This is a genomic window from Robertkochia solimangrovi (genome assembly GCF_007279655.1).
Taxonomy (GTDB): Bacteria; Bacteroidota; Bacteroidia; order Flavobacteriales; family Flavobacteriaceae; genus Robertkochia; species Robertkochia solimangrovi.
On sequence record NZ_QKWN01000001.1, the window covers coordinates 278,182 to 301,619 of the forward strand.

General features: G+C 39.5%; 20 protein-coding genes. 11 read left to right on the forward strand and 9 right to left on the reverse strand.

Annotated features, from left to right (window positions below):
• Window positions 1-10: 10 nt before the first annotated feature.
• Complete coding sequence (locus DMZ48_RS01155; RefSeq protein WP_199287917.1) at window positions 11-3,031, reverse strand: SusC/RagA family TonB-linked outer membrane protein; 3,021 nt, start codon at window positions 3,029-3,031, stop codon at window positions 11-13.
• 224 nt (window positions 3,032-3,255) lie between these two features.
• On the opposite strand from DMZ48_RS01155, the gene DMZ48_RS01160 reads away from it, so the two are divergent.
• Window positions 3,256-3,945: an NUDIX hydrolase gene (locus DMZ48_RS01160; protein ID WP_143953265.1), complete on the forward strand. Its 690-nt coding sequence runs from the start codon at window positions 3,256-3,258 to the stop codon at window positions 3,943-3,945.
• Between the two features lie 11 nt (window positions 3,946-3,956).
• Here the strand turns inward: DMZ48_RS01160 and DMZ48_RS01165 are convergent, their stop codons facing one another.
• Window positions 3,957-4,469 (reverse strand): CAP domain-containing protein, encoded by a 513-nt coding sequence (locus DMZ48_RS01165; protein WP_143953266.1) that lies wholly within the window; start codon window positions 4,467-4,469, stop codon window positions 3,957-3,959.
• 215 nt (window positions 4,470-4,684) lie between these two features.
• On the opposite strand from DMZ48_RS01165, the gene DMZ48_RS01170 reads away from it, so the two are divergent.
• Window positions 4,685-5,764: an isoaspartyl peptidase/L-asparaginase family protein gene (locus DMZ48_RS01170; RefSeq protein WP_143953267.1), complete on the forward strand. Its 1,080-nt coding sequence runs from the start codon at window positions 4,685-4,687 to the stop codon at window positions 5,762-5,764.
• A 39-nt stretch (window positions 5,765-5,803) separates the two neighbouring features.
• On the opposite strand, the gene DMZ48_RS01175 is transcribed toward DMZ48_RS01170, so the two are convergent.
• Window positions 5,804-6,805, reverse strand: coding sequence for an NAD(P)H-dependent glycerol-3-phosphate dehydrogenase (locus DMZ48_RS01175; RefSeq protein WP_143953268.1), 1,002 nt, complete (start codon window positions 6,803-6,805; stop codon window positions 5,804-5,806).
• Window positions 6,806-7,201: 396 nt separating this feature from the next.
• Between DMZ48_RS01175 and lysM the strand changes: the two genes are divergently transcribed.
• Complete coding sequence (gene lysM / locus DMZ48_RS01180) at window positions 7,202-7,675, forward strand: peptidoglycan-binding protein LysM (protein WP_143953269.1); 474 nt, start codon at window positions 7,202-7,204, stop codon at window positions 7,673-7,675.
• A 7-nt stretch (window positions 7,676-7,682) separates the two neighbouring features.
• Here lysM and nadD read toward each other — a convergent pair whose 3' ends face one another.
• The 4 genes from nadD to DMZ48_RS01200 all read right to left on the reverse strand — a co-directional run bounded on the left by nadD (window position 7,683) and on the right by DMZ48_RS01200 (window position 10,274).
• Window positions 7,683-8,267 (reverse strand): nicotinate (nicotinamide) nucleotide adenylyltransferase, encoded by a 585-nt coding sequence (gene nadD / locus DMZ48_RS01185; protein ID WP_143953812.1) that lies wholly within the window; start codon window positions 8,265-8,267, stop codon window positions 7,683-7,685.
• Between the two features lie 16 nt (window positions 8,268-8,283).
• The gene (gmk, locus tag DMZ48_RS01190) at window positions 8,284-8,892 is read right to left on the reverse strand and encodes a guanylate kinase (RefSeq protein WP_143953270.1); all 609 of its coding nucleotides are present in this window, start codon (window positions 8,890-8,892) and stop codon (window positions 8,284-8,286) included.
• Between the two features lie 20 nt (window positions 8,893-8,912).
• On the reverse strand, window positions 8,913-9,785 hold the full coding sequence (locus tag DMZ48_RS01195) for a YicC/YloC family endoribonuclease (RefSeq protein WP_143953271.1): 873 nt from the start codon (window positions 9,783-9,785) through the stop codon (window positions 8,913-8,915).
• A 129-nt stretch (window positions 9,786-9,914) separates the two neighbouring features.
• Window positions 9,915-10,274: a toxin-antitoxin system YwqK family antitoxin gene (locus tag DMZ48_RS01200; protein WP_143953272.1), complete on the reverse strand. Its 360-nt coding sequence runs from the start codon at window positions 10,272-10,274 to the stop codon at window positions 9,915-9,917.
• A gap of 251 nt (window positions 10,275-10,525) precedes the next feature.
• On the opposite strand from DMZ48_RS01200, the gene aspS reads away from it, so the two are divergent.
• The 4 genes from aspS to DMZ48_RS01220 all read left to right on the forward strand — a co-directional run bounded on the left by aspS (window position 10,526) and on the right by DMZ48_RS01220 (window position 14,706).
• Window positions 10,526-12,274, forward strand: a complete 1,749-nt coding sequence (gene aspS, locus DMZ48_RS01205) for an aspartate--tRNA ligase (protein WP_143953273.1) — start codon at window positions 10,526-10,528, stop codon at window positions 12,272-12,274.
• 94 nt (window positions 12,275-12,368) lie between these two features.
• A complete protein-coding gene (locus DMZ48_RS01210) occupies window positions 12,369-14,168 on the forward strand; it encodes a chloride channel protein (RefSeq protein WP_143953274.1) in 1,800 nt (599 codons plus the stop codon).
• Window positions 14,169-14,170: 2 nt separating this feature from the next.
• Window positions 14,171-14,419 (forward strand): hypothetical protein, encoded by a 249-nt coding sequence (locus DMZ48_RS01215; protein ID WP_143953275.1) that lies wholly within the window; start codon window positions 14,171-14,173, stop codon window positions 14,417-14,419.
• 92 nt (window positions 14,420-14,511) lie between these two features.
• Window positions 14,512-14,706, forward strand: a complete 195-nt coding sequence (locus DMZ48_RS01220; RefSeq protein WP_143953276.1) for a cold-shock protein — start codon at window positions 14,512-14,514, stop codon at window positions 14,704-14,706.
• A 57-nt stretch (window positions 14,707-14,763) separates the two neighbouring features.
• On the opposite strand, the gene DMZ48_RS01225 is transcribed toward DMZ48_RS01220, so the two are convergent.
• Window positions 14,764-15,213, reverse strand: coding sequence for a nucleoside deaminase (locus DMZ48_RS01225; RefSeq protein WP_143953277.1), 450 nt, complete (start codon window positions 15,211-15,213; stop codon window positions 14,764-14,766).
• A 120-nt stretch (window positions 15,214-15,333) separates the two neighbouring features.
• Here DMZ48_RS01225 and dxs point away from each other — a divergent pair, with 120 nt between their 5' ends.
• Both dxs and DMZ48_RS01235 read left to right on the forward strand, forming a co-directional pair.
• Entirely contained in the window at window positions 15,334-17,112 is a 1,779-nt protein-coding gene (gene dxs, locus DMZ48_RS01230; protein ID WP_143953278.1) for a 1-deoxy-D-xylulose-5-phosphate synthase, read from the forward strand.
• A 41-nt stretch (window positions 17,113-17,153) separates the two neighbouring features.
• The gene (locus tag DMZ48_RS01235) at window positions 17,154-18,176 is read left to right on the forward strand and encodes a DUF3078 domain-containing protein (protein WP_143953279.1); all 1,023 of its coding nucleotides are present in this window, start codon (window positions 17,154-17,156) and stop codon (window positions 18,174-18,176) included.
• Between the two features lie 30 nt (window positions 18,177-18,206).
• On the opposite strand, the gene DMZ48_RS01240 is transcribed toward DMZ48_RS01235, so the two are convergent.
• Window positions 18,207-19,553: a deoxyguanosinetriphosphate triphosphohydrolase gene (locus tag DMZ48_RS01240; protein ID WP_143953280.1), complete on the reverse strand. Its 1,347-nt coding sequence runs from the start codon at window positions 19,551-19,553 to the stop codon at window positions 18,207-18,209.
• Between the two features lie 327 nt (window positions 19,554-19,880).
• On the opposite strand from DMZ48_RS01240, the gene DMZ48_RS01245 reads away from it, so the two are divergent.
• Together DMZ48_RS01245 and DMZ48_RS01250 are read left to right on the forward strand one after the other, a co-directional pair.
• A complete protein-coding gene (locus DMZ48_RS01245) occupies window positions 19,881-21,080 on the forward strand; it encodes a porin (RefSeq protein ID WP_143953281.1) in 1,200 nt (399 codons plus the stop codon).
• Between the two features lie 28 nt (window positions 21,081-21,108).
• Window positions 21,109-23,406, forward strand: coding sequence for an inorganic phosphate transporter (locus DMZ48_RS01250; protein ID WP_143953282.1), 2,298 nt, complete (start codon window positions 21,109-21,111; stop codon window positions 23,404-23,406).
• Window positions 23,407-23,438: the final 32 nt, after the last annotated feature.

Consider the following 23,438-nt stretch of genomic DNA (forward strand, 5'->3'; position numbering starts at 1 on the left):
AATAAGTTAATTAGAATGATATATCAAGACCCAAAGTAAAAGTTCTCGCTGTAGGGTATTTATCTCTGTAATCATTACCAGGTGTTAATCCTCCTCTATCAACTTCAGGATCAATTCCCTTGTAACCTGTAAAGGTGAAGGTATTTAGGGTAGAGGCGTAGATTCTGGCAGAGCTGATATATTTACCTAATGCACCAAAATTATAGCCCAGTGTAATATTATCAATCTTCCAAAAATCCCCATCTTCAATATAATAATCGTTATATTCTAAATCGGCAGTCAATTTTGACTTATCAAAAACCAGATCCTCTGAAGACGTCAATCTATTATAATATTGAATTGTAGGATTCTCCAGATACATTCTGTCAAAATTTAAAATTTGATAATCAAAGGCTCCTCTCATAGTAATACTAAGGTCAAATTTCTTATATCTGAAACTATTGTTCCAACCGGCATACCAACTAGGCAATCCGTTACCTAATTTTTGTTTATCCTCGGTAGCATGGCTGAATTCATTATAATTCTGAATCTCTCCTTCCGGGGTTTCATAAATCCATAAACCGTTTTCATCTATATCGACAACCTTAAACCCGTAGAAATTACCTATTTCCTCACCCACTTCAACAATATGCGTAAAAGTCTGGATTGGTTCCCCTGTGCCGCCAGTATAGAAATAATCTGAACTCAACTGGTATATATCATTAGATAAACTTTTCAGTGTACTTTTATTCGTTGAAAAATTTAGACTAGATGTCCATTCAAAATTTTCTGTCTGAATCGGATTGATGTTCAGAACTACTTCAACCCCTTTGTTCTGTAATTCCCCAACGTTTGCACGAGTAGTTGGATATAAGTTTGGTGGACTTGGAACTGAATAATCGTATAAAAGATCCTTTATATTTCGCTGATAATAATCAACGGATCCCGAGATCAAGTTATCAAATAATCCAAAATCCAAACCAATGTTGGTTTCATGCTTTTCTTCCCATTTCAAATTAGGGTTAGCATTCTGAGATGGTTCAAGGGTCTTGATCCATTCTCCGTTATAGTAAAAATACGAACTATATCCTAGTAAAGCTACGGCACCAAAGCCATTGCTATTAGGAGTACCGGTAACACCAAATCCCGCCCTAAGTTTTAGTTCATTGATCTCATCCACATTATCCATAAAACCTTCCTCTGATATTCTCCAACCAACGGAAATAGCAGGGAATGCACCCCAAGGATCTTCTGTCTTATACAATTGGCTGGCTGCTTCGTATCTTAAACTAGCCTGCAAAAGGTATTTGTTATCATAGGAATAATTAGCCCGGCTAAAGAAACTTATCAAGTTAGTTTTCGTAGTGGTACCCCCAATATTCGCATAGGTACTTCCATTGTCTATACCAAGTCCCAATCCAATATTATGATACCCGAAAACATCAGTCTGGAAATCATTGTTAGTCATCCAGTAGTCACGGTATAAATTATCCTGATAACTGTATCCTCCCAAAACATTAAGATTGTGTTTATCAAAATTTGTGGTATACTGTGCTGTAAGTTCGACAAGACGATCCTGAGTTTCTCTTGTACCATTGGAAACATAACCGTTTACTCCACTTCGGGTATTAGAAATATGATTTTTTGATTCTGCATACCCTCTGGTTTCATTGTATCTTGAATAAGAAACAAGAGCTGATAACTCTAACCCATCAATCGGATTATAAACAACGCGCCCGTTGATTCTGGAAAAATTATTTCGGTTCTTTCCATCCGACTCATAGATTCTCCCCAGTGGGTTATCATAATTAAAGTTCGCAATGTCAGCTGGTGAATCCCAAACCCCATTGTCATATTGTGTTGGAGATGTAGGATTCCGAATCAATGCCTGACGATAGGTATATCCATTGAAACTATATCCGTCACCTGTAGTTGTGTACTGACCACTTCTTATCAAATAGCCAATATTAAACCTTAACTTATCATCAAACATTGAATGATTAACATCTACCCTACCAGTTATGATCTGGTTATCGGATTTGAGAAAAATCCCCTGCAATTGGCGAACATTTAATGTAGCCAAATAATTCGTTTTGAAATCACCTCCTCTAAATGTTAAATTGTGGTTGTGACTGATCGGAGTCTGAGTAATTTCATCCTGCCAGTCAGTATCATAACCCATATCGTAGCTTGGATCTCTTTCGCCAGCATCGATCTGTCGGCGATAATCGCTGGCTGATAATACATCCAGTTGTTGAGCGATCTGTTGTGTACTTATACTTGTGTTATAAGTCACCCTACTCTGGTAAGAACCTGAAGCTCTTTTCGTAGTTACCAAAATAACTCCATTCGTACCACGGGTACCATACATTGCTGCTGCAGACCCATCCTTTAAAACACTCACAGATTCAATATCCTGAGGTGCTACAGTGTTAAAATCACCAGGAACTCCATCAATCAACACAAGTGGACTCGTGTTAGTACCTAAAATGGTACTGGTACCCCTTAACCTTACCTGAGTAGTTGCCGTTGGGTCACCTGAATTTAAAGATATGGTTAGACCAGCAACCTTCCCCTGGATCAATTGACCAATATCAGAAGCACTACTCGGACTTACAAAATCTTTAGAATCTACTGCGGCAACTGAACTGGTTACTTCCTCCCTCTTCTGGGTTCCATAACCAACAACGACTACTTCGTCTAGTGAAGCGAAATCCTCCTGAAGCACTACATCGATTGAGAGATTATCTTCAACTTGGATTTCCTGATTCAAAAACCCTACATACGAAAATACAAGTATATCTCCTTTGGTTGCATTGATGGAATAATTTCCATCAAAATCAGTAGAAGTACCTACAGAGGTACCTTTAACAATAACATTAACTCCTGGCAATGGTGTATTATCTACACCTGAAGTGATATTTCCAGTAATCGTCACGGTCTGCTGAGCATGAAGATTAACAGAAATGAGCAGGAATAAAATGACCACAAAAGAAAATCTCATACGAAATCGATTGCGGTCAAAATCTGATAAAACTTTAGTCCTTATCATATTAAGTTAGTTTAAAATAGTTATAAGTGTGTTTTTTACATTTCCAAATAACTTAAAGAATTTTTAAAAAAGCAAATTTATTTTTAGAAATTATTATAAATAGTGGTTCAGAATAGAGATATCCGTAATCACAAAAAGCCATAGTTAAGATTTTCTAAATGAGATGTTATTGTCTTTTTAATTAAAAAAAATTAAGTTTACATCTTGTTTGAGAAATTCAGGTCATGTTAAATAATTATAACACAGAGGATAAAGTGCTCCTCGCAGTCGATTGTATCATTTTCGGATTCGATAATGAAGAACTAAAGATATTACTTATTAAAAGGGATTTTGAGCCAGAAAAAGGTAAGTGGTCTCTTATGGGTGGATTCCTTAAAAACCATGAAACTCTGGACAATGCAGCCAACAGGATCCTGCATCACCTAACCGGATTTCACAACATTTACATGGAACAACTTTACAGTTTCAGCAAAGTAGACCGCGATCCGGTTGACCGGACTATCTCTGTGGCCTATTATGCACTGATCAACATCGAGGATCACAATGAGGAATTGATCGAAAAATATTCTGCGAAATGGTTTAATATCTCTGAAGCGCCCTCACTGATCTTTGACCACGACATCATGGTGGAACATGCTATTCGCCGCTTACGACATCGTACCTCCACCAAACCTGTGGGATTCGAACTATTACCTGAAAAATTCACGATGAGACAGCTTCAAAAACTATACGAAGCGATCTTGGATGAAAAACTCGATAAACGAAATTTTATCAATAAGATCAATGCACTTGACATTCTCCATAAGCTTGATGAAAAAGACATGAATTCCTCTCGAAAAGGATCTTTTCTATATCAATTCGACAAGGAAAAATATGACAAGAAAGTATTGGATGGTTTTACGTTTAAACTATAAATTAGCATCATCTATTCGGAAGCCAACTGTGAAACATTCTTCTTAAAGAACACCTGTGTATAGAAATACTCCCCCTTACTGTTGCTAATCACAGCAACAGCTGCGTGGGTAAAATCTCCAAGAAGATTCTTATTATGACCTTCACTTAACGTCCAACCAACAAATGTATCCTCTGCAGATGTATAATACGCTGCAATGTTCTCAGCCACTGCATCAGCATCCACCTTTGAGGCCAGCTTCGAAGCTCTGTTCGAAAAGTTTGCGTGTTCCAGCTTTTTGCTGTCTGCCATATATATACACTGCGCTAAGGCCATATCATATGCCTCCTGGCTAAATTCAAGGGTATTCAGATCATAACTTTCTGATCTGTATTCATTGGTGAGGATCATCACGTCTTTCCCCATTTCAGGAAATTCTGCATAAACCTCTTCTTCTGTTACTTCATAAATCTCTGCCTCTTCATTTGAGCAGGAAAACATTACTAACAAAGTCATCAAAGACAACACTTTTAAAATATGATTCATACGGTATACTTTTTTAACAAGTACATGCGTCAGAATGGGGGACAAACCATAATTTCAAAGTAATTCAAGCACACGGTTATTAGCTGAGGGGCAACTAAATAAACAATAACAGAAGTAAAAAGGGAAGTTCAGAACTATTTCAGGTTAAAAAATAGTCTTGTGGTTTGATTGGGAAAGAACTAACTTAGGCATTTTCCTAATTTAACAAAACATATATGTATAAAAGACTTCATATTCTCGTTGTAATACTCTTATTAATAGGTTGTAAGGAAAATTCTGAACAAAATTCCACCGATTTCACTGAATCAGAAACCTCAATTTCAACCCCTCAAAAGGAAAATTTCGGTATTGTAATTCATGGAGGTGCAGGAACGATTCTTAAAAAGAATATGACACCGGAAAAAGAAGCAGAATACAGAGCGAAACTCGAGGAGGCCATCAGAGCTGGTTATACCATACTCGAAGCTGGAGGAACCAGTCTGGATGCGATAACCGCTACTATTCAGGTTATGGAGAATTCTCCGCTATTCAATGCCGGTAAGGGTGCCGTGTTCACAAATGAAGGCACCAATGAACTAGACACATCCATCATGGATGGAAAAACACTGAATGCCGGTGCTGCAGCAGGAGTAACTACCGTTAAAAACCCTATTCTTCTTGCCAGGGCTATTATGGATAGTTCAGAACATGTAATGATGGCTCGGGAAGGAGCTGAAAAATTTGCAAAAGAACAAGGTTTGGAGATCGTCGACCCCTCCTATTTCTATACAGAAAATCGTTATAAGTCGCTGGAACGCATCAAGGAAAGAGAAAAAACCGAGTTAGATCACGATGGCCAGGCTTCTTTCTACGATCCGATCATCAAAGATTCGAAATTCGGAACTGTTGGTTGTGTAGCGCTTGATAAAGATGGCAATCTTGCCGCCGGAACCTCTACCGGAGGAATGACGAATAAAAGATGGGGGAGAATTGGTGATTCACCGGTCATCGGTGCAGGAACCTATGCAAATAATAAAACCTGCGCAATTTCTTCAACCGGCTGGGGAGAGTATTTCATCAGAGGGGTTATCGCATATGATATTTCCGCAATGATGGAATATGGGAACAAAACTCTGGCTGAAGCATCATCACTCGTCATCCAGGACAAACTCTCAAAAATGGGAGGTGATGGAGGAATCATCGGTATCGATCACGAAGGCAATGCTGTTATGGAATTCAACACTGCCGGAATGTACCGTGCTTCCATGAACCGTAAAGGCGAATTATATGTGGGTATTTATGGGGATACTGAATAAAATATCCCTTTCATAATCCAAAAGAATCGCGTATTTCTGTTAATTGAGTTTTTCTGTAAGCTTTGAAAAAATCTTTTTAGGCTCTTTACCTTCGTACAGAACCTCATATACAGCATCTATAATAGGAGTACGCGACTTTTTCTTTTTATCTGCCGCCAGCAACTTAGCACTTTTCGAAGCATAATACCCCTCTGCGACCATATTCATTTCCATCATCGCACTTTTAACGGTATATCCCTTCCCGATCATATTTCCAAACATACGGTTCCTACTAAAGACAGAATAACCCGTAACCAACAGATCACCGAGATAGGCAGAATCATTGATGTTTCGCTTCATTTTATGAATCTTCTTTATAAAACGTCGCATTTCACGTATCGCATTGCTCATCAATACAGCCTGAAAATTATCGCCATATCCAAGCCCATGTGCTATCCCTGCAGCAATCGCATAAATATTCTTCAATACCGCCGCATATTCAGTACCAATAATATCATCACTGATCTTAGTGGTTATATAATCGCTTTCAAGCTTTGCAGCCATTAACTTCGCCTTTTCCTCATCGAAACAGGCAACTGTCAAATAAGACAAGCGCTCTAAAGCCACTTCCTCCGCATGACATGGCCCTGTCAGTACTCCTACACTATTGATGGGTACATTATATTTATCACTGAAGAATTCTCCCACGATCTGTCCGCTTTCCGGAACGATCCCCTTGATAGCGGAAAATATCACTTTATTACTAATATCGGCATTGAGCTTTTTCAATTCAGAATTCAGGAATGCAGAAGGAATCGCGAAGATCAGATAATCGGCATACGCTACCATTTCATTGATGTCGTTGCTCAGTTTTAACTGATTCACATGAAATTCAACTGAACTGAGATAATTCGGATTATGATACTGTTTCCTGATGTGCTCAACCGCATATACACTTCGCATATACCAACCGACCTCATCCATATTTTCACAGAGCATTTTAACTATGGCAGTGGCCCAGCTTCCTCCGCCAAATACCGCTACCTTAATATCCTTAGCCATAAAAACAATAAAATTTTGCCCCAAAAATACTTAAAAATAATACCAATTCAGCGTATTTACCAACTCATCCTGTCAAAATAAAACTTTAACACTAACTTATGAGTTAGCACACAATGATTTCTACCAATGCGACGTTTTTATTAAAAATCGATGCACAAGCAGAATTATTATGGCATGGTTTATGAAAGATACATCATATAATTCTGAACTTAATTGCTAATGCAGCAATGAAATTTAGTTAGTTGATTTTTTTGGTTGGTTATTTAGTTTGAAAAACCGTTGTCAGAAATTACTTGGCAGCGGTTTTTTGTGCTTAATATCCTTATTATCAATATTTTAATTGCTATCCGGATTTCTTTTCACTAAATTGAATACCGTAAATTCAATTCGTTAAAAATGGGACTATTCAACTTTAATAAAGATGCAGGAACAAAGATTCATGATGAAAAGACTGAAGCTACTGCAAACGAAATGCTGTTAGCCGAAAAAAATAAAAAAGCTGCTGCCAAATTAGAAGAAACAATAAAGGATCTTAAACTTGAAGTACAAGGACTTAACATATCGATAAATGGGGAGACCGCGACCGTTACCGGTAAGGCTATAGATCGAAAAACCAAGGAGAAAACCATTCTTGTTATTGGTAATTCCAAAGGCATTGCATCCGTTGACGATCAGATGGAAATGGTAAACGACGAACCTATGTCAAAATTCTATAGTGTTGAAAAAGGAGACAGTCTGAGCAAAATCGCAAAGTCTTTCTATGGAGATCCTATGAAATACCCTTTGATCTTTGAAGCGAATAAACCAATGCTAAAAGATCCGAATAAGATCTATCCGGGTCAGGTACTCAGAATTCCACCGGTTTCCTGAACACCCATCACTTGTAAAAATTCATTTCTTCGATGTATTCCCAGACTTTATCAGGTAACAACGGACGTACAATCTTACCTTTCCTGATACTCTTTCGGATGAATGTCGAGGAGATTTCCATCAAAGGTGCATCGTCAACAAAATGAATATTTGGATGATCCTTCAGCGTCTCTGAAGGAGGTTTTGATTCCACACGGGGATACACATAAATTTCATGATGCTTTAAAATAACATCATGATTCTTCCATTTATGGAAATTACTCAGGTTATCCTCCCCCATGATTAGACTAAAGTTCTTTTCAGGATATTTTTCCTGAAGATGAACAAGGGTGTGAATGGTATAGTTTGGTTGCGGAAGTTCGAATTCTATATCACTCGGCTTAAGTCCGGGATAGGCCTCAGTAGCTTTATACACCATTTCATATCGATGACGGTTGTCCAGCAATGACATTTTGGTTTTAAAAGGATTCTGAGGGGTAACCACTAACCATACTTCGTCCAGATCACTGAATTGCTGCATATGATTCGCGATCACCAGATGTCCGATATGAATCGGATTGAAGGTCCCGAAATAAAGTCCGGTCTTTTTCATCATTTATTGAAATGAATTAAGCGACGGTATCGTCCTGATTCGAAAGTCCGATGAAGTTAGCCACCAGGTTATAAGCCTCCTTTTTGGCAGTCTCGAGGTCGTAGTTCTTAATGATGACATCGAATTGAGGAGCGGTAGCAAGTTCAACAGAAGCCTTGGCGATCCGCATATTGATCTTATCCTCAGTTTCAGTTTTACGCTTTTTAAGGCGTATCTTTAACTCATCGATACTCGGAGGTTTCACAAATACTGCCAGTGTCTCTTCCGGGAATTTTCTTTTTATACGAAGCCCACCTGCAACATCTATATCAAAAATAACATTCTTTCCTTTTGCCCAGATACGCTCTACTTCACTACTTAAAGTACCGTAAAAATTATCCCGATAAACTTCTTCCCATTCTAAAAAATCACCTTTCTTGATGTGTGATTTAAAGTCTTCAAGACTCAGAAAGTAATAATGCTCTCCGTCTTTCTCTTCTCCACGTGGCGCTCTGGATGTTGCCGATATGGAAAACTCAAGATTAAGTTCAGGATGTTGCAATAAATGTTTAACAATCGTGGTCTTACCACTTCCCGATGGTGCGGAAAAAATTATGAGTTTACCTCCTTGTTGTCGTTCTTTCATTATACCTCTTTCCGTACCTTTTATAAAACGTTCAGCATTTGTTCCTTGATCTTTTCAAGCTCATCTTTCATCTGCACCACTACCTTTTGCATAGGTGCATAGTTCGCCTTAGAACCTATTGTATTGATCTCTCTGCCAATTTCCTGGCAAATAAATCCGAGTTTTTTACCATTAGATCCCGCTGCCTCAAGTGTTACCAGAAAATAATCGAGATGATTAGCAAGTCTCACCTTTTCTTCGGTGATATCATATTTCTCCAGATAGAAGATGAGTTCCTGTTCAAAACGATTCTGATCCACATTCTCTTTAAGATCGGATACCGCCTTTTCCAAACGTTCCCGAATAGAACCTAAACGTTCCGGATCCAAAGCTTCCACTTCTTTTAACAAGGAAAGAATTACCTTGATCCTGTTGACAAAGTCATTTTCCAGAATTGCTCCTTCCTGCCCTCTGAAATCGTTTATACTTTGAAGTGCCTCTTTTAAAGCGCCTTCGATAACCGCGTATTCCGATTCATCGATCTCGTCCTTTTCAGTCTTTAAAGCATCGGGCATCCTTACCGCCATCTTCATCAATTCAATAGTATCCTCCGGACTCGTATATTCAGGATACACCTTCTTCAGCTGATCGACATATTGTCTTACCACACCAGTATTCACAGTAACATTACTCTCTTCCCCGGTAATTTCGATATAAAGACTTAGATCGATTTTACCCCTCTCAAGAGTATTTGCGATCAGTGTACGCATATCAAGCTCCTTTTCCCTGTAATTCGAAGGAATTCGTGCATTGATATCTAGACTTTTACTATTGAGGGATTTTAATTCAACGGTTATCTTTTTTGAGGAAAGCTGAACGATGCTCTTTCCAAAACCTGTCATGGATTTTATCATGCTAATCGATTAAATATTGGCAAAAGTACAAAAAGCTGTTCAAGTTGTTTAAAAACACTGAACAGCCTCTTAAAAAAGAACATAAAAAAACCCGGTCAAACCGGGTCTCTATAAATTTTATATACAGAATTAGTCATTATTGATAACAACCGGATTGGCACTTTTCCATTCGGTTACACTAGCAATTCTGCTATCTTCATAGTTAACTTCACTCAGAGTCTCATTCTTCCAGAAAAACCATTTTCCTACTTTTTGACCCTCATCGTAATTTCCTAAAGCAACCTTCTTACCTTGCTCATCATAAGCCTTCCATTCACCATGTGGCTTACCATTCAAATAAAAACCGGTTTGTGCCACAGCACCATTATCATGAAAATAAGTGGCTTTAACCATATTATTTTCAATAGTGTAAACAGGGGAGTTCTCTTTGTCTTGCGAAAAGGCGATGAAAGATACCATCATCATCACCAGCATAAGTATATTTTTCATGATCACCAGTATTGAAATTAAACTTCAGTTTGCTGTAAATTTACCTTTACATAACAAATATAGGATATAATTTACTTTCAAGCAACAATTACGTAACATTAAATTAACATTAGAACTCAAATTGAGATCATAAAATTCCCTGAACGACATCCAAAACATGAATTTGTTGTGAAAACATAAATTTCCAAGCTAAAATTTGTTTCTATAGCCCTTCGAACTTATTACCTTTGCACCTAAATTCAGAATTTTTCATGTACAGAAGTCATACTTGTGGTGAGTTGAGATCAACTCAAATCAATGATACAGTAACCCTTTCGGGATGGGTGCAAAAGTCAAGAGATAAAGGATTTATGATCTGGGTAGACCTTCGTGACCGCTATGGGATCACTCAGTTGATATTTGATGAAGAGCGTACTCCCGCAACGGTATTTCAAAAAGCAAAGGAGCTCGGAAGAGAGTTCGTTATTCAGGTCACTGGAACCGTCATCGAACGTGAATCTAAAAACAAGAATATCCCAACCGGGGCTATTGAAATCCTGGTTACCGATCTTGAAATACTGAACAAGGCCAAACTCCCTCCGTTCACCATTGAAGACGAAACTGATGGAGGCGATGACCTCAGAATGAAATACCGTTATCTCGATATCCGAAGAAATCCGGTAAAAAACAGTTTGATGTTTCGCCATAAGGTTGCTATGAAAGTTCGCAACTACCTTTCTGAAGAAGGTTTTATAGAAGTCGAAACGCCATATCTCATTAAATCAACACCAGAAGGTGCACGTGACTTCGTAGTTCCATCACGTATGAACGAAGGACAATTCTACGCGTTGCCACAATCACCACAAACCTTTAAACAGTTGTTGATGGTGGGTGGAATGGATAAGTATTTTCAGATCGTGAAATGCTTCCGTGATGAGGATCTTCGTGCAGATCGCCAGCCTGAATTCACACAAATAGACTGCGAAATGGCTTTTGTTGAGCAGGAAGACATTCTCAATATCTTTGAAGGATTGACAAGATTTCTTTTAAAAGAGATCAAGGACGTTTCGGTGGAAGCGTTTCCAAGAATGACCTATGATGAGGCGATGAAACGCTATGGTAACGACAAGCCTGATATTCGTTTCGGGATGGAATTCGGCGAATTGAATGAAGTTACCAAACATAAAGATTTTAAAATATTCAACGAAGCAGAACTGGTTGTGGGTATTGCTGTCCCTGGAGCCGCTGCGTACACTCGTAAGGAGATCGATGCCCTCATCGACTGGGTAAAGAGACCACAGATAGGAGCGTTAGGAATGGTTTATGCCAAATACAATGAAGATGGCAGCTTCAAATCATCTGTAGATAAATTCTATGATGAAGAAGACCTGAAAAAATGGGCAGAAGCTACAGGAGCAAAACCAGGTGACCTCATCTGTGTACTATCCGGAAACACCAATAAAGTCCGCTCTCAGTTAAGCGCATTACGTATGGAATTGGCTGAGCGTTTAGGACTCAGAAATCCTGACGAATTTGCACCGCTTTGGGTTGTTGACTTTCCACTTTTGGAATGGGATGAGGAAACCGAACGTTTCCACGCCATGCACCATCCATTTACTTCTCCAAAGAAAGCGGATATACCATTACTGGAAACCGACCCGGGTGCTGTACGTGCAAATGCATATGATCTTGTTCTTAATGGAAATGAAATCGGAGGAGGATCTATAAGAATCTTTGACAAAGATCTTCAGGCACTCATGTTCAAACATCTCGGATTTACCGAAGAAGAAGCCAGATCTCAATTCGGGTTTTTAATGAATGCCTTTGAATATGGTGCGCCACCACATGGAGGTATCGCCTTTGGTTTTGACCGGCTGGTAGCAATACTCGGCGGACAGGAAACCATCCGTGACTTTATCGCATTTCCTAAAAATAATGCAGGTAGAGATGTTATGATCGATGCACCTGCAAAGATCGATGACGAGCAACTTCGGGAATTGCACATTAAACTCGACCAATAATAACAAAACAATCCTATGTCGGCCGGCTTAACAAGTCAGGCCGACATTCTTTTATATTGATTTATTTAATAGATTTGATTCTAATCGAGAAGGTATGCCAACTTCTAAGTCTAAAAAAAGCCTGCTAACAAGATTCCTGATCTGGAAATACAAACATATTTCCGATAAACATTTCGTTTACATTCTGAGTGTCATTGTTGGATTCACTTCCGGAATAGGGGCTGTGATTTTAAAAAACCTCACCCACTTCATCCAATCAGCTCTTGAAGGAAAAATCATTAAAGACCTCCATCATGCTCTTTATTTCATTTCTCCCTTCATAGGTCTGACACTGGTCTATTTCATAATGAAATATGTTATTCGTAACAAAGTAAGTCATGGTATCCCATCAACACTCTTTGCGATATCCAAGAAAAAAGGATTGCTGAAGCAATACCAGATGTTCGGAAGTATCCTGACCGCACCAATCACTGTTGGTTTCGGAGGATCTGTCGGACTTGAAGGGCCTACTGTTGCAACCGGAGCAGCTATCAGTTCCAATCTTGCCCGGTTGTTCCATATGAACCAGGCTGCCAGAACTCTTTTAATTGGCTGTGCAGCAGCCGGAGCCTTGTCATCGATATTTAAAGCTCCGATTGCCGCTATCATATTTGCTGTGGAAGTATTCAGTCTGGACCTAACATTGGCCTCACTTTTGCCATTATTACTGGCATCCCTATCAGGTATCATCACTTCCTATTTCTTTTTTGGAAACGATATCCTGCTTCCTTTTAGGATTACCGAAAGTTTTGAATTTTCAGACATACCATTCTATATTCTGTTAGGCGTAATATCGGCCTTTACCTCCATCTATTTTGCAAGGGTTTACGAAGGAGTTAACAGCTATTTTGAAAAACTGAGCTCCCCGATAAAGCAATTGCTTATCGGCGCACTCGCCATAGGCATCCTCTTATTCTTCATCCCGCCACTTTATGGTGAAGGTTTCGATGTCATTAACAATCTGATCAAGGGACACCCTGAAAAAGCTCTTGAAAATAATTTTTTCAACCTTGACCTCACCAACGTATGGGTAGTAATCGCCCTTCTTGCAGGCCTGGTTGCCTTCAAAGTATTTGCATCATCCATAACCTTTGGAGCCGGAGGTGTCGGGGGTATCTTTGCTCCGGTACTTTTCATGGGTAGTATTATGGGACATTGTTATGCGCTATTCATGAACAATACCGGTCTTTTCAGCAAACAGATCGCCGTAAGTAATTATACACTGGTCGGGATGGCAGGATTGATGGCTGGTGTACTACATGCCCCGTTGACAGCAATATTCCTTATCGCAGAAGTTACCGGAGGTTATGATCTATTCGTTCCACTGATGATCACTGCTACAATATCATTCGGAATCACAAAGTATTTCATTCCACACTCTGTTTATGCGATGGAGCTGGGACGAAAAGGGGACCTGATTACACATAATAAAGATCATGCTATCTTAACCTTGATGGATATAAGTAATGTGGTAGAAACGAATTTCATTCCGATCTATCCTGACATGAATCTCGGAGAGATCGTTCATGAAGCAGTTATCAAATCTAACCGGAATATATTCCCGGTCCTTAACAGAGAAACCAATTACCTGGAAGGAGTGATATTACTGGATGATATTCGTCATGTCATGTTTGATCAAAGTATGTATAAGGAAATTACCGCAGCTGAGATCATGCATAACCCTCCTGCCGTCATCAAACTCAACAGAGACAAAATGACGGATGTAATGCGTAAGTTCCAGGATAGCGGCGCATGGAACCTGCCAGTAATCAAAGACGGCAGTTATTATGGATTCGTATCGAAATCAAAATTATTGACGGCCTACAGACGGAAATTGATAAACTTTACAAACTAGCCATGAAACGATTGATTCAGATTTTGTTCCTATTGATAGTACTGGGTATCATCACGGGATATGTATTCAAATGGAAGAATGATGACGAGACCGGAGACATTTTTATAGGCATCTCAATACTCGTAACTTCCTTTATATTAATGCCTTTATTCATTTTTCACCGAGGAAAAGGCAAAAAGATACAGGATTACATGCTTACCAAGGAAAATTTGGATAAAATGCAGGAAGAAAAAGATAAATCTCCTGAATAACAGTAAATTTTATCAATAAATTTACATTTATTAACTCGATTTGCGAATTAAAACACTACATTTAGATTTTAATTTTTTATTTATTTTTTACAATGATTGGTACAGTCAAATTTTTCAACGAATCCAAAGGTTACGGATTCATCACCAATGACCAAACCGGTAGAGACATCTTTGTTCACGTTACATCACTGAACGGAGTTGAACTCAAACAGGGAGACAAAGTAGAATATGTGGAATCAGAAGGAAGAAAAGGCACAGTTGCTTCACAAGTGCAAGTAATTGGCTAAAAGTAATATATTTTATTTTTGTACGCGTTCTAGATGCCCTCTCACAAGAGGGCATTTTTAATTCAAATTGCGTTTCTCAATAAAGAATTTTTTCAACAGATCGGAAGCTTCATGCTCCATGACACCACCCTGAATTTTGGTTTTCGGATGTAATTTCGTTCCCATCACCCCGCATCCTCTTTGCTCATCTCTGGCTCCAAATACCACTCTGTCAATCTGACTCCAATATAATGCTCCTGCACACATCTGACATGGTTCTAAAGTAACATATAAAGTACAATTCTTAAGATACTTCCCACCAAGAAAATTAGCAGCTGCAGTAATAGCCTGCATTTCTGCATGAGCAGTTACGTCATTTAGTGTTTCCGTCAGATTATGAGCCCTGGCTATGATCTTATTCTCAATAACTATAACGGCCCCTACGGGTATTTCATTCCTGTCAAAAGCCAACTCTGCTTCCTGCAGCGCTTTTCTCATAAAGTAATTATCATCGAAAGGATCCAGCATTTCACAAATGTACAATTTCAGACCAGGAAAATCATTGAAATACGGGACGATAACTAATTTTCAAAACGTTTTTTTTAGAAAGCACTAGAACATAAAGCTTTCTACTTGTACATTTGTGGCATGCAATATCCCTTACTCGATACGATCAAATATCCATCAGATCTCCGCAAGCTTAAAGAGTCTGATCTGCCGGATCTTGCCCGGGAATTACGATCCTTTATTCTGGATGTGGTTTCCGTAAAGGAAGGTCATTTGGGGGCCAGTCTGGGTGTCGTGGAGTTAACGATCGCGATTCATTATATTTTTAATACACCGATCGATCAACTGGTATGGGATGTTGGCCATCAGGCCTATGGGCATAAGATACTCACCGGAAGAAAAGCCGTATTCGATACCAATCGCCAACTACATGGAGTAAGCGGCTTTCCAAAGAGATCTGAAAGTGAATATGATACCTTCGGTACCGGACACAGTTCCACTTCCATCTCTGCAGCTTTAGGAATGGCCATAGCCGCTAAGCTCCAGGGCGATGAGGAAAGACAGCATATCGCAGTGATCGGAGATGCCTCTATAGCCAGTGGAATGGCCTTTGAAGCATTGAATCATACCGGGGTAAGCGATGCCAATCTTTTAATTATCCTGAACGATAATGCGATCGGAATAGACCCTAGCGTAGGCGCGCTTAAAGAATACCTCACGAAAGTCAAAACCGACAGGAGTGCTGCCAGAAATAATATCATTCAGGCATTGAATATCGAATACAATGGCCCGGTTGATGGTCATAATCTCCCCAAACTTTTAAGAGAGCTTAAACGCCTGAGAAAAAAGAAAGGACCTCAATTCCTACATATTATTACCACCAAAGGCAAAGGACTTAAACAGGCTGAAGAAGATCAGGTCAGGTACCATGCTCCCGGCAAATTTGATCGTAAGACAGGGGAGCTACTTAAATCCTCAACAATTCCCCAGCCACCAAAATTTCAGGATGTTTTTGGAGAAACCCTTACAGAACTCGCAGCGATAAATGAAAAAATAGTAGGGATTACTCCCGCAATGCCCACCGGAAGTTCTATGAAGATCATGATGGATAAGTTCCCGGAAAGGGCGATCGATGTAGGAATCGCCGAACAACATGCAGTAACTTTAGCTGCAGGAATGGCAACTAGCGGGCTTATACCCTATTGTAATATCTATTCGACTTTTCTTCAACGAGCTTATGATCAGGTTATACACGATGTAGCCCTGCAAAATCTACCGGTAATATTCTGTTTAGACCGGGCAGGTCTGGTAGGTCAAGACGGCGCAACACATCACGGTGTATTCGATCTCGCTTACCTAAGATGTATTCCCAATATCATCATTTATGCACCAAGAGATGAAGCAGGATTGAGAAATATGCTTTATACTGCACAGCTTGAAGCAATGGGACCGATCGCAATCAGATACCCGAGAGGAAGAGGCGATGTTATCGATTGGAAAAAACCTTTCAAGCGTATACTTATCGGTAAAGGTGAACGTTTAAAGAAAGGGAGTCATATAGCAATAGTCACCATTGGGGTAATGGCAGGAGTAGCGCAAAAGGCACTAAAGTTCCTAACAAAAGAAGAACAGATGAGTATCGGCCATTATGATCTGAAGTTTTTAAAACCTTTAGATGAAGACCTTCTACATGAAATTTTCAAATCGTATAAAAATATTATTACGCTTGAAGATGGAACTATAAAAGGAGGCATGGGTGATGCAATCCTGGAATTTGCTTCTAAACATCAATATAACAGCCAAATAACTAAACTAGGCGTGCCCGATGAATTCATCGAACAAGGTACCATACAGGAATTACGGGAAATTTCGGGCATCGATGAAAAGAATTTGGCACAGGAATTGAAAAGGCTTTTATGACTAACCATTTTTTCTCAAATTTGTAATCTAATCAACAATCAATGAGGTACTGGAGGGTTTACCTGTTATTTTTCATCTGTTTTTCAATTAAGGCCCAGGACGATAAATTCATTATCGGCGAACGCAAGCTGCAAGACACACTGTTCATCATCAAAAAGGACACGATCAATCTCAATCAATTACTGCAATCCGTAAAACCAACCCCTGCCAAATGGAAACGGGTAAACAAAGTTGGTGTTAATATTAGTGAGATCGCCTTTGTCAACTGGAATGCGGGGGGAAATAATTCCGTTTCTGCACTTGCCAACACGACATTTGAACGTAAATACAAATTCAAAAACGTTCAATGGACCAATGAGATGATCCTTAAATATGGTGTCAACATACAGGAAGGTCAAAAAATCCGAAAGACTGACGACGCATTGCAGATAAACTCAACCTTTGGTGCCCGACCTAACAGCAACACTTCATGGTACTTTTCGGCAAAAGGTAACTTCAATACTCAGTTCTCTAATGGTTACCGATATCCGAACACAGACAATCCAATTTCCAGATTCATGGCTCCAGGTTATTTCTTTCTCGGGGTCGGAGGTGAATACGCACCGGATAAAAAGGATCTCACCATTTACTTATCTCCTTTAACACAGAAATCTACCTTTGTTCTGGACCAGACCCTCGCAGATGCCGGCGCATTCGGTGTAAGGGCCGCTGAATATGATGCGGATGGCAACAAAATCAGAGGTGGTCAAAAAGTATATACGGAGGTAGGCATACTCGTCACAAATTCTTATCAGACCAAGGTATACGAAAACATGTTCTTTTCAAATAAGCTAACCCTTTATACCGACTACATCAACAGTTTTGGAAATGTGGATGTAAACTGGATTATGGATTTTGAACTTCGTGTCAATGAATATGTAAAAGCCGACCTCGGAGTCAATATTATCTATGATGACGATGTTAAATTCAAGGAATTTACCGAAGAAGACGGAACCGTAATACCCTATGGTGCCAGAATACAGTTAAAGCAATTGCTGGGCGTAGGAGTTGTATACAACTTCTAGACAATACTTTATTTGGTGGCAAAATCCTGTCTACACGGCAGAAACTCCACCATTCAACTTATTGAACAGCATCAACGCATTACCATCGGTTAATCCGGCTACAAACTGAGAAACGTTCAAAAGCGATTGATACCCCCCTTCAAAGTTCTTATATTTTTCCGGGATCAATTGTAATATCAGGCGATCATAACTGCCGGCTTCTCCCATACTCTCCTTGATCACAGCCTCTGTAAATACCTCCAGCAGGCTGTTGATGATGCGATACCCAGCCACTTCTTTTTGCACCACTTCGGTACTTTGATAAATATTCCCGACACTGAGTTTGAGTATATCATTAACCTGTGCCTTATAAAGTGACCTGTCTAAAAGGGCAACATCAAAATCCCCTTTCAGGATATTCTCCTCATTTTCGATAAAGATTCTAGCTGCATCATTAATCAGGGTACTGATCGATAAAGCTCTCAGGTAACCCAATCGGTCTTCTGTTGTTTTAAGCGCATGATACTTTGCTGTATTGATGGAATCTCTAACAAGATTGATCAGATATTCCAAAGCATATTCCTCTTGAATTAGTCCGAGATTAATACCGTCTTCAAAGTCGATGATCGTATAACAAATATCATCTGCAGCCTCTACAAGAAAAGCCAGTGGATGACGACTAAAACTTATGTCGTTTCCACTTCTGGTCTGTAATAATCCCAAATCGGTCGCCACCTCGTTGAAGACTTCCCGTTCGGATTGAAAAAATCCGAATTTTTTATCTTCTATTCGTTTTGTCGGGCGTTTTGGTAATGATTCCTTAGGATATTTCATGAAAGCCCCAAGTGTGGCATAGCTCAATCGCAGGCCACCACTTAAGCCCTCTCTGGACTGCGTAAGGATACGGAAGCCATTTGCATTCCCTTCAAATTCTATCAAATCGGTATATTCTTTCTCGGTGAGTAAGCTTCGATACTTATTACCATTTCCTTTGCTGAAGAATTCACCAATGGCCTTCTCACCACTGTGTCCGAATGGAGGATTTCCAATATCATGTGCCAGAGCAGCTGCTGCTACGATCGCACCGAAATCATTGATCTGGTAGCCGTGAATTTCCAAAAGATACGGGTGTTTCTTAAGAATCTCCTTCCCTACGGCACGCCCCAGACTTCTACCCACAACAGACACTTCAAGACTATGTGTTAATCGGGTATGTACAAAATCGGTTTTTGACAGCGGAATTACCTGGGTTTTGTCCTGAAGACTGCGGAATGCAGAAGAAAAGATAATACGGTCATAATCCACTTCAAATCCTAACCTGATCTCATCCTGCTCAGTTCTAAGCCTTTTATGACGGTCTCCAAATCGCTTTAATGAAAGTAATGATTCCCAATTCATACTGATAAATTTGAACCGCAAGATAACCTTCCCGGAAGAAATCCTCCCCTTATTTCAATAATTAAAATAATCACTTTTTAACAAAATTAATATTAAGTTAATATTCACGTTACTTTGATTTCATCAATCTATCCCATTTTTGCCCGGTCTTCACAATAAGACAAAATATTTCAAACGTAATTAGTTTTTGTCGACTATTTGAAATATTAAGGGTTACCAAATCGGTAACCCTTTTTGTTTTAAATAAATGACATGAAAATAACAATCAGGAAACAATTTCTTAACATTGAAATCTGTTCTTTGCCCCCGACAAAAATTAATTACAAAATGAAATATTTAGCAACGGTCGCAGGACTGTTACTGATGAACTTGTGTGTGATGAATGCACAGGAGGTCAAAGCCCCTAAATTCGGAAAAGGTCTACTTAAAATTACTGGTAAAGACAGTACCTGGACCATGAACTTCGCAGCGCGTGTACAATTTCTATCTAGTACAACCTGGAACTATGCAGATGAAGAATTTCAAGACCCAGAAAGTAATTTCCTGATCAGGAGAGCACGATTGAAATTTGATGGTTTTATCATGACTCCAAAGCTCAAATATAAATTGGAATTCGGATTATCAAACCGTGACATGGGTGGTACTTCTGTCTACACCAATAATGTGCCGAGGTTTATAATGGACGCTGTCATCAAATGGAATTTCTATGAAAACTTCGAATTATGGGTAGGACAAACCAAATTACCGGGTAACATAGAACGGGTGATCTCTTCCGCGAATTTACAGCTCGTAGATCGTTCAATAGTGAACTCTCTATTCAATATCGATCGTGATATGGGTCTACAACTACATCATCATACAAATATTGGAAATTCAGTCTTAAGAGAGATCGTGTCCGTTTCGCAGGGAGAGGGTAGAAATGTAACGGTCGGGAACCTTGGCGGACACCAGTTTACCGGACGTTTGGAATTCTTACCCTTTGGATTATTCACCGATAAAGGTGATTATTTCGGAGCAGACCTGAAAAGGGAGCAAAGCCCAAAACTTTTACTGGGAGCTACCTATGATATGAACATGAATGCAGTAAGAACCCGAAGCAATATGGGCTCTTATATGGAAACAGATTATGGTTGGCATGAAACCGACATCAACACATTATTCCTTGATATGATGTTCAAATATCGTGGCTTCTCCTTTATGGGAGAATATGCAAACCGTGATGCTGACGATCCTTTCGCAAGAAACAGCGACGGCTCACTTACAGGAGATATCGTACAGGTAGGTAAAGGATTTAATTTACAATCAGGATATTTGTTCAAGAGTAACTGGGAGGTCGCTGGAAGATTCTCACAGGTTAATCTGGATAAATCGATTACCGGTAAAGGCATAGAAGATCAATACACCCTGGGTGTTTCTAAATATATCGTTGGACATAAGTTTAAGGTTCAAAGTGATGTAACATACATCAACCTTGCCAACAACAATGACAGACTGATGTTCCGTATTCAAATGGACGTTCATTTCTAATTTTTTACACAAGTAAAACCCTGTTAAAATGGAAAATATCTATTTATTAATGATCGTTGCACTGGCAGTTCTTGCTATTGTCGATCTGGTTGTAGGAGTAAGTAACGATGCTGTTAACTTTCTTAACTCAGCCATCGGTTCGAAAGCTATCTCTTTCAGAACCATCATGATTATTGCCAGCCTTGGTATCTTTTTAGGTGCAGTATTCTCATCTGGGATGATGGAGGTTGCAAGAAAGGGCATCTTCGTCCCTGAAAATTTCATGTTCAGCGAGATCATGATCATCTTCATGGCAGTAATGATCACGGACATCCTGTTACTGGATTTCTTCAATACCCTTGGGATGCCAACCTCAACAACGGTTTCCATCGTGTTTGAACTTCTGGGTGCAGCTGTAGCCATGGCGCTGATCAAAATTTCTGTATCCGACACGGAAACGATATCAGACCTAAGCAAATACATCAATTCCGATAAAGCCCTTGAAATCATCATGGGAATACTTTTGTCTGTAGTGATCGCTTTCAGCGTCGGTGCATTAGTTCAATTCCTCACGCGTCTTATCTTTACTTTCCAATACGAGAAAAAGATCAAGAGGTTCGGAATGATCTTCGCAGGTATCGCTCTTACCGCAATCACCTACTTTATCTTTATGAAAGGATTAAAAGGAACTCCCTATTATGGTGACCTTAAAACATTACTTACTGGTAACGAACTATACATCATCGCAGGAAGCTTTATACTTTGGATCGCAATTTCAGCTCTATTTGAAAAACTGACGAAAAAGAACAGCCTTATCCTCGTGATTATAATGGGTACTTTCGGTCTGGCACTTGCATTTGCAGGAAATGACCTGGTTAACTTTATCGGTGTACCGATGGCAGCCTATCATTCCTATGAAGCATGGGTAGCATCAGGGACTGCAGCAGACGCGTATTCAATGGGCGCACTTTCTGCCAAGGTACCGACAGAACCAGGACTTCTATTTATCGCCGGTGGTGTAATGGTACTTACCCTTTGGTTTTCTAAAAAAGCTCGTACGGTAACCGAAACAGAACTCGGGCTTGCCAGACAAGATGAAGGTCAGGAGAAATTCCAGCCGAACCTTTTGTCAAGACTCATCGTTCGTGGAGCTACTTCTGTAAATAATGGCCTGGTTGCAGTTCTTCCTAAGAGTACCGTAGAAAAAATGAATATCAGTTTTACCAAACCAGCGCTTACGATTAAAGACAGCAAAAAAGATGCTCCTGTATTCGACCTTATCAGAGCCTCAGTAAACCTGATGATCGCAGGTGTATTAATCTCTCTGGCAACTTCTATGAAGCTTCCGCTTTCTACTACCTACGTAACCTTCATGGTGGCCATGGGATCGTCGTTAGCAGACCGTGCATGGGGTAGAGAAAGTGCTGTTTATCGTGTTGCCGGTGTATTCAATGTGATCGGAGGATGGTTTTTTACCGCTATCAGTGCATTTATCGCAGCTTCGATCATGGCGTATATCATCTATCTTGGTGGTGCAGCAGCAATTGCTATCCTTTTATTCTTTGCAGGAGTATTGTTGGTAAGAAACTATATCACTTATAAAAAGAAATCCAAAGTAACCGCTGAAGCAGATAGCCTGAAACGCTCAGAAAGCAGCTCAATTCAGGGTGTGATTGAAGAAAGCGCAGATAATATCGCAGCTGTTGCAAAACGCAGTAGCTCGATCTATACCGATGCCATCATCGGACTTTCCAAGGAAGACCTGAAAACACTTAAGAAAAGTAAAAAGGGTACTGCTAAACTAACTTCGGAAGTCGATGAATTAAGAGATAACATCTTCTATTTTATCAAGAATCTTGATGAATCCAGTGTTGGTGCCAGTAATTTCTATATCACAGCCTTAGGCTATTTACAGGATATGACACAGTCACTTGAATTTATTGGAAAGGCAAGTTACAAACATGTTAACAACAACCACAAGAAACTCAAGTTCAATCAAACAAGGGACCTGCTGGAACTACAAAGCGCCATGCAGCTATTATTCGATAATGTCAATAAAGCATTCGTCTCCAGAAACTTTGATGAGATAGAACTCGTATTACAGGCAGAGCAATCACTTCTTGAAAATGTATCAACGAAGGTACAGCGTCAAATCACCAGAACAAGAACTGAAGAATCAAGTCCGAAGAACACCTCTTTATACTTCAGCCTACTGATGGAGACCAACGACCTTATCAAGGCAGTAATGAGCTTGCTGGAGTTGTATTATAAAGAATACGATAGTAGTGTTCCTACAGCTAAGGTGAACCATAATAATAATGGTGACTCTGTAAAGACCATTTCATAAGTTTCGGTTACATACCGACCATAAATAAAAAA